Here is a 7268-nt window from a genome sequence, read left to right on the forward strand (position 1 = left end):
GTCTCAGGCTTCCCGGTGGATGTGTTCCAGCGCCTTCACCGCGTTCTCCGCTCCGTTCTGCCCCTTGAGTTTCTCCGCCAGGCGACGGGTGTTGTCGGCGATCCCGGGGTCGGTGATCGTGTGCCGCACCGCCCGGACGAGCTCATCCACGGTGAGGTCGTTGTACGGGATGGGCGCCGGTGCGACACCGAGGTCGCGCAGGTGGTTGCCCCACATCAGTTGTTCCTTGTGGAAGGGGCAGGCCATCTGGGGGATGCCGGCCTCGAGGGCCGCGTTGAGGGTGCCCGGGCCCCCGGCGTGCACGGCCGCGCGGACCCGGGGGAACAGCCAGTCGTACGGGACGTCGCTCTCCACCAGGACGTTCGCGGGCGGATCGGTGATGCTGATGCCGCCCCAGCCGGTGACGACCACGGCACGCACGCCCGTCCGGCGCACCACGTCCAGCACCAGTTGCCCGGTCTTCTCCGGATCGCCGTGCGAGAGGCTGCCGAAGCCGAAGAAGACCGGTGGCTCGCCGGCCTCCAGGAAGCGGAGCAGCTCCGCCGAGGGCTGCTGGTTGGCGGGCAGCGACCAGAAGCCGGTGGTGTGGACCCAGTCGGACCACTCCGGGGCCGGTTCGAGGACGTGCGGGCTGAAGCCGTGCAGGACCGCGGTGGGCCTGCCGTCGGGGCGGTGCCGGAAGTCCAGGTAGTCGTCGCGGAGCGGCAGCCCCAGGGTCTCCGTCCGCCACGTGGAGATCATCTCCGCCAGCATCGGATTGAGGGGAGCGCTGTTCACCCGGGCGTGCTGCTCCAGATTGTCCGGCCCGGCCTCCAGCGAGCCGAGCTGTGCGGGGTAGCGGCGGGACGGCACGAAGTTGGGGTAGAGCGTGGCGAGCACGCTCGGGATGCCCAGCTTCTCGGCCATCTGGTGCATGACCTGACGTGAATGGTGCGAGTGGACCAGCAGATCGGCCCCACCGCGTGCCGCGTCCCAGAGCTGCCGGAGCAGAACGGGATACGTCTTGGGCATGAATTCGCGGAATATCGCCTCGCGGGCCTTTCGGTATTCCTCGGATTCCGGGTCCGTGGTGAGGAGCAGCTTGCGGACGTCCGGCCGCTGGAGCAGCTTCACGCCTTCGTCGGTCACCGGGGCGAACCGCACACCGTAAGACTCCGCGAAGGGTTCGAAAACGCTCGGACCGACGAGGGTGGCGGTGTGCCCGGCGCGATTGAGTGCGTGGGCGACGGCCAGATAGGGCTGCAGATCGCCACGCGTGCCATGGGAATAGATGAGCACCTTCACCCCGGCGACATTAGGGGCGCCGGACCGTGGCCGGCTGGACGCTGTCTGCACGCGGGAAGCTGCCTCTTGTCAGTGCCGTGGCGGTCGATGAGCATGATCGTGATCCATGTCGTCCACCAGCGGAGGAGACCGAGATGAAGGCTCTGGTGTACTGCCACGGGAGCCGTGGGGACGTGCAGCCGTATCTGGCCCTGGCCCATGCTCTGAATCGGGCCGGGCACTCCGCGACCCTGGTGGCGCCCAGGCTCTTCGCTCCTTTCGCCGCCGCATACGACGTGGAATTCGCCGGTCTGGACGACTGGTCCATCACGCTGTGGCGCAGGCCCGAGGTCCGCAAGCTGCGCTGGACGAGCGACCGGCGGACACCGGAGACGGAGCGTCAGCGGGCCGCCCTGAAGCAGGAGGCGGTGGACCGTTACCCGATTGTCCTCAAGGACATGTGGGAGGCGGCGGCCGACGGTGCCGACATCATCATCCACTCGCAGGCGTCACGCGAACAGATTGCCCAGATCGCGGAGAAGCTGGGAATCCCGAACGTGTTCGCGGTGCTTTACCCGAACTTCGTGGTCTCCCGCCAGTACCCGGCCTTCGGCAGGCTGTCGGACGTCTTCAGCGACCAGGTGGACGAGAGCGGGGCGGACCCGTACAGCTACATTCCACCGCAGCTGATCACGATGATCGAGCACTGGCGGTCCGAGACGCTCGGCCTGCCGCCCCGCGACGGCTTCCTGGACTTCCGGTACCGGTCCGACGGAAGCCCCACCCCGGTGCTGCACATCTTCAGCCCGCATGTGATCACGCCCGCAGCCGACTGGCCCGACACCGTGCACACCGCGGGCTTCTGGCATCTGCCGGCGGCTCCCGGCTGGCAGCCGCCGGCCGAACTGGTGCGCTTCCTGGAGGCGGGCGAGAAGCCTGTGTTCGTGGGCTTCGGCAGCACCCTGAGCCCCGATCCGCAGGCCACGGCCAGGGTCGTCCTCGAAGGTGTCCGGGCGTCCGGGCAGCGGGCCGTGGTCGTCGAGGGCTGGGGCGGCATCCAGGTCACCGACTACACGGACGACATCCTCACCGTCAAGGACGTGCCTTACGCGTGGCTGCTGCCACGGGTGCGCGCGGTGGTCCACGCGGGCGGGCCCGGCACGTACAACGACGCGCTGCGCGCCGGAATCCCCCAGGTCATCTGCCCGTTCGAGACGAACCAGCGGATGTGGGGCGAGCACCTCAACCGGCTGGGGGTGGCCCCGCCCCCCGTCATGCAGCGCGACCTCACCCCCGAGGGGCTCGCCGCCGACATCCGGCACGCGGTGACGGACCCGGGGATCGCGGCCGCCGCCGCCCGCTTCGGCGCGCTGCTCGGCGCGGAGGACGGGCTGGGGGCGGCGGTCCGGGTCCTGGAGAAGGTCCACGCCGAGGGGGTGCGGGGGCGCTGACGCCCCGCCGCCCCCGGCTGGTTGGCCGTGCGGCACGCCGCCTTCACGGTGCGGCACGCCGGACGGGCGGCTCCCATCAGGGTGCGGTGGTCGCGGTACCACTGGACCGTCTCGGCGAGCCCGGTGTCGAAGTCCTTCCGGAGCGCGGCCTCAAGCAGCATCTGCGTGCCGAGGACATTGGTGCGCACGAACTCCGTCGCGCCCAGTCCGCGATGTTGCCGGTGTCCTTCCAGTAGCCGGAGTGGGCCGTGGAGCGGATGTCGGCGCCCCGGTCGGTCAGCCACTGGGCGGCGTGGGTGTTCTCCGGCTCGCGGCGCCAGGACGGGGAGATGGCGCGCACCGCCCCGTGGACCGCCGGGGTGAACAGGTACACGCCGACGACGTGGTCTCCCTGTCCGCCACGTCTTCCAGGACGTGGCAGAGCACGGGCCTGCCGGCGAACGGGACCGGCTGCTTGGCGGTCGAGTGGGTGATCGGCCGCAGCCGGGTGCCCGTGCCGCCCGCGAGGACGAGGGCCTTCACCCGTGGTTCTCCCCGCCGCGTCGGTGCCGGGCGGTCACGTCCATGAGACCACTGTGCCGTCGTCGATGAACCCGAAGATCCCCGCCAACGTGGTGCGCCTGCTGCCGGGGTCGGAGTTGGGCTCCACGGCGTGCACATGGGAGCCGTTGAAGACGTAGACGTCTCCCGGGTGGACGTCGATCCACCGGCACTCGATGCCGTCCAGGGTCTGGGTCGGATACGGGGAGCCCGTGTGGTGCAGGCCCATCCGCCGCTTGGACGCGTCGTCCGGCTGGATGTTCCACACCAGCAGCCGACCGCCGTCGCCCTTCTCCAGGCAGATGTTGAGGGCGCAGACCTCGTGGTCGACCACCCGCTGGATCTCGAAGTCCGCCTGCCGGGGCTCGGTGCACTGGGAGCGGTCCTCGTGCGGGTCCAGGGCGTACCTGCCGTCGCCGTGCCAGGAGCGCAGCAGGCCGCGGGACGCGCTGCGCCCCTGATGGCGGGCCAGGCGCACGTCCACGCCCTCGGGGGCGAGCTCCTCGGCCAGGCCCGTGTAGAAGGTGGTCAGCGGGTCGTCGGGCAGGTCGAGCACCTTGTCGAGGGCCGCGGCGCCGCGCTCGGACTCGTCCAGGTAGTGCTCGGTCGTCTTGTGGTAGTGGTACGCGCCGAGGTGGTGGCTGGGGGCCTCGGTGCTGCGCCGCTCCCGGTCCGGGCTGTCCCAGAACCGGGCGGCGAGTTCGGCGCAGACGTCCCGCGCGACCATGCCCCGGAAGATGACGCCCGCGCGGCGGCCGCGCAGGACGTCGACGACCAGCTCGGGGCGGAACTCGCAGTGCTCGGGGAAGCCGAAGTAGTCGGCGTCGCCGCTCCAGCCGGTGACCGTGCGGCTCGGCAGGGCCTGGACCGCCCCTTCCCCGGACCCGGTCATCGGCCCCCCATCTGCTCGACGAGGCTCTTGGGCCGCATGTCGGTCCAGTGCTCCTCGATGTAGTCGAGGCAGGCCTGGCGGCTGTCCTCCGGGTGGGCGACCGTCCAGCCGGCCGGTACCTCCGCGAAGACCGGCCAGAGCGAGTGCTGGTCCTCGTGATTGACCAGCACAACATACCGGCCGTCAGGATTCTCGAACGGGTTCGTCATGCGGGCACTCCCTTGGGTCGGTGTCCTGAAATCGCGAGAGTCATGGAATTCGAATGGTGCACGATACGGGCACGGATCGGCTGTACCCGACCTGTACGCGAAACTGCCGTCGCAATTCATCGACTCTTCTGCCAACATAACGCTCTGGCAAGGGAGTTGGTTATCTGAAGGCTCTGCCGCCCATTCCGGAATCATGCGACCGCTACCGCGCGGAATGAATAGGCGAATATACAGGGGAGCGTTGTGAAACTGACCACAGGCGATCTCGCGATATTCGGTGGAGTGCACGCCTTTCTGCGGCCCTTGTACGTCGGCTCCCCCAACACGGTCGACCGTGACCGTCTGTTCGACCGCCTCAACTGGGCACTGGACAACCAGTGGCTCTCCAACAGCGGCCCGCTGGCCGTGGAATTCGAGGCCAGGACCGCCGAGCTCGCCGGTGTGCGCAACTCCGTCGCCACCTGCAACGCGACGGTCGCGCTCCAGATGCTCTGCCATGCGCTGGAGCTCAGCGGTGAGGTGATCATGCCCTCGCTCACGTTCGCCGCGACCGCGCACGCCGCGCGCTGGGTCGGCCTCGACCCGGTGTTCGTGGACGTCGACCCGCAGACCGGTCAGCTGGATCCCGTCCTCGCGGCCGAGGCGGTCGGCCCGCTCACCTCGGCGATCCTCGGCGTGCACCTGTGGGGCCGGACGTGCCCGGCCCCGGAACTGGAGAAGGTCGCCGTCGACCACGGGCTTCCGCTCTTCTTCGACGCGGCTCACGCCATCGGCTGCACCCTCGACGGACGGCCGGTCGCCTCCTTCGGCAACGCGTCGGTCTTCTCCTTCCACCCGACCAAGGTGGTGGCCGGGTTCGAGGGCGGCGCGATCGTCACCGACGACGACGCCCTGGCCGGGCGGCTGCGCAGCCTGCGCAACTTCGGTATGGGACCGGGGGGCGGCAGTCCGGCGGGCGGCACCAACGGCAAGATGAGCGAGGCCGCCGCGGCCATGGCGCTGACCTCGCTCGACGGATTCGAACGGGCCGTCGCCCACAACCGGTCGAACTTCGACGCCTACGCCGCGGGGCTGGACGCAATCCCCGGGCTGCGGCTGGTGCCGCACGACCCGTCGGAGTCACGCAACTACCAGTACGTGATCATCGAGATCGACGAGTCCGTGGCGGGCGTCGACCGGGACCTCGTCCTGGAGATCCTGCAGGCCGAACACATCATGGCGAAGCCGTACTTCTCCCCCGCCTGCCATGAACTGGAGCCCTACCGGTCCGGCCGCACCTTCCGGCTCCCGCACACCGAACGGCTCGCCGGGCGCGTGCTGGCTCTGCCCACCGGTTCGGCCGTGACGCGCGAGAGCATCCGCAGGATCTGCGACGTACTGCGGCTGGTCGTCTCCCGCAGCGATGAAGTGACCTCCCGTTGGCAGCAGATGAAGGGACGACCCACATGACGTCGGCACTCGATCCGCGTACCGGGGCGGTGGCACACTGTGCGACCCCCGGCCACGACCCGGACTCGGCGGCGGCGGCCGTGCGGCACCTGCTGACGGAGCGCCGCCACTGCCCACCGGACGAGGCGGACACCGCCGCCGGTCGACTCGTCGCCCTGGCACGGCACTACGGCAACCGACCGTTCACGCCGCTGGAGGAGGTACGGCGCGAACTCGCCCTGGACACGGACCACTTCCGGCGGCTCCTCGACCTCTTCGGGCGGCTTCCCGAACTCCGGGACGCGGTGACCGCGGGCCCGTCCGGCCAGTACTGGTCCAACACCGTGCTGCCGCTGGAGCGGCGCGGGGTGTTCGACGCGGTCCTGGAGGGCAGGCCCGCCTATCCGCACATCGTCGGCCTGTACCCCGGGCCGAGCTGCATGTTCCGGTGCCACTTCTGCGTACGGGTGACGGGGGCGCGCTATCCGGCCTCCGCGCTGGCGGACGGCAACGCGGCGCTGGCCTCGGTCATCGACGAACTGCCCGCCGGCTCCCCCGAGTCCCTGTACGTCTCCGGCGGCCTGGAGCCGCTCACCAATCCCGGGCTCGGCGACCTGGTGCGGCGGGCCGCGGGGCGCGGCTTCCCCATGACGCTGTACACCAACTCCTTCGCCCTCACCGAGCAGACGCTGGAGCGCCAGCCGGGACTGTGGGACCTCGGCGCCGTCCGCACCTCGCTGTACGGGGTGTCCGACGAGGAGTACGAGGCCACCACCGGGAAGCGGCGGGCCTTCGGCCGTGTGCGGGCGAACCTGCTGCGTTTCCAGCGGCTGCGGGCCGAGCGCGAGACGCCCGTGCGGCTCGGGCTGAACCACATCATCCTGCCGGGGCGCGCCCGGCGGCTGCTCGACGTGCTGGACTTCGTCGCCGAGCTGAACGCCGCCGCCCCCGGCAGGCCCGTGGACTTCCTGAACCTGCGCGAGGACTACAGCGCACGGCCGGACGGGGCGCTCTCGGCGGCCGAGCGCACCGAACTCCAGGACATCCTGCTCGCCTTCGAGGAGAAGGCCCGGCGCCTGGCCCCCACCCTGCGGGTCGACTACGGCTACGCCCTGCACGCCCTCAAGTCGGGCACCGAGGCGGAGTTGGTGCGCATCCGGCCGGAGACGATGCGGCCGCGGGCACATCCGCAGATCGCGGTCCAGGTCGACGTGCTGGGCGACGTGTACCTGTACCGCGAGGCGGGCTTCCCCGGTTTGAAGGGCGCCGACCGCTACATCGCCGGGCGGGTGGGGCCGGGCCGTTCACTCCTCGACCTGGTCGGGGACTTCGTCACGGCCCGCGCCTCGGTGGCCCCGCGCGCCGGTGACGAGTACTTCATGGACGGCTTCGACCAGGTGGTCACGGCGCGGCTGAACCAGCTGGAGGCCGACATCGCCGCGGGCTGGGCGGCGCACCGCGGGCTGCTGCGCTGACGGAGGCAGG

The 7268-nt window shown here is 70.5% G+C and carries 7 protein-coding genes and 2 pseudogenes; 4 read left to right on the forward strand and 5 right to left on the reverse strand.

From position 1 onward, the window contains the following. Positions 1-3: 3 nt before the first annotated feature. Positions 4-1284: a glycosyltransferase gene (locus ACFVYE_RS17820; protein ID WP_383974320.1), complete on the reverse strand. Its 1281-nt coding sequence runs from the start codon at positions 1282-1284 to the stop codon at positions 4-6. A gap of 134 nt (positions 1285-1418) precedes the next feature. Between ACFVYE_RS17820 and ACFVYE_RS17825 the strand changes: the two genes are divergently transcribed. Beyond that, positions 1419-2714 (forward strand): glycosyltransferase, encoded by a 1296-nt coding sequence (locus tag ACFVYE_RS17825; RefSeq protein ID WP_383974317.1) that lies wholly within the window; start codon positions 1419-1421, stop codon positions 2712-2714. An 86-nt stretch (positions 2715-2800) separates the two neighbouring features. Beyond that, positions 2801-2950 carry a hypothetical protein gene (locus ACFVYE_RS17830; RefSeq protein WP_383974314.1) on the forward strand — a complete coding sequence of 50 codons (150 nt, stop codon included), beginning with the start codon at positions 2801-2803 and terminating at the stop codon, positions 2948-2950. Here the strand turns inward: ACFVYE_RS17830 and ACFVYE_RS17835 are convergent. The 4 genes and pseudogenes from ACFVYE_RS17835 to ACFVYE_RS17850 all read right to left on the reverse strand — a co-directional run. Then, positions 2920-3096: pseudogene (locus ACFVYE_RS17835) on the reverse strand (sugar phosphate nucleotidyltransferase); the annotation flags it as partial. The gene ACFVYE_RS17830 and the pseudogene ACFVYE_RS17835 overlap by 31 nt on opposite strands. Positions 3097-3122: 26 nt before the next feature. Beyond that, positions 3123-3374 (reverse strand): annotated as a pseudogene (locus ACFVYE_RS17840) (sugar phosphate nucleotidyltransferase); the annotation flags it as partial. After that, the gene (locus tag ACFVYE_RS17845; RefSeq protein ID WP_389606258.1) at positions 3271-4146 is read right to left on the reverse strand and encodes a hypothetical protein; all 876 of its coding nucleotides are present in this window, start codon (positions 4144-4146) and stop codon (positions 3271-3273) included. The gene ACFVYE_RS17845 and the pseudogene ACFVYE_RS17840, both read right to left, overlap by 104 nt. Then, positions 4143-4355 (reverse strand): MbtH family protein, encoded by a 213-nt coding sequence (locus ACFVYE_RS17850; RefSeq protein ID WP_114248261.1) that lies wholly within the window; start codon positions 4353-4355, stop codon positions 4143-4145. The genes ACFVYE_RS17845 and ACFVYE_RS17850 overlap by 4 nt, the downstream gene beginning before the upstream one ends. 243 nt (positions 4356-4598) lie before the next feature. On the opposite strand from ACFVYE_RS17850, the gene ACFVYE_RS17855 reads away from it, so the two are divergent. After that, on the forward strand, positions 4599-5804 hold the full coding sequence (locus ACFVYE_RS17855) for an aminotransferase class I/II-fold pyridoxal phosphate-dependent enzyme (protein ID WP_383974309.1): 1206 nt from the start codon (positions 4599-4601) through the stop codon (positions 5802-5804). Beyond that, complete coding sequence (gene desII, locus ACFVYE_RS17860) at positions 5801-7258, forward strand: dTDP-4-amino-4,6-dideoxy-D-glucose ammonia-lyase (protein WP_383974306.1); 1458 nt, start codon at positions 5801-5803, stop codon at positions 7256-7258. The genes ACFVYE_RS17855 and desII overlap by 4 nt, the downstream gene beginning before the upstream one ends. Positions 7259-7268: the final 10 nt, after the last annotated feature.

The sequence above is a fragment of the Streptomyces sp. NPDC058239 genome (assembly GCF_042882185.1).
Classification (GTDB): domain Bacteria; phylum Actinomycetota; class Actinomycetes; order Streptomycetales; family Streptomycetaceae; genus Streptomyces.

Coding starts and splice junctions, on each gene's coding strand:
- ACFVYE_RS17825 (WP_383974317.1), top strand. CDS start 1,419: ATGAAGGCTCTGGTGTACTGCCACGGGAGCCGTGGGGACGTGCAGCCG.
- ACFVYE_RS17845 (WP_389606258.1), bottom strand. CDS start 4,146: ATGACCGGGTCCGGGGAAGGGGCGGTCCAGGCCCTGCCGAGCCGCACG.
- ACFVYE_RS17850 (WP_114248261.1), bottom strand. CDS start 4,355: ATGACGAACCCGTTCGAGAATCCTGACGGCCGGTATGTTGTGCTGGTC.
- desII (WP_383974306.1), top strand. CDS start 5,801: ATGACGTCGGCACTCGATCCGCGTACCGGGGCGGTGGCACACTGTGCG.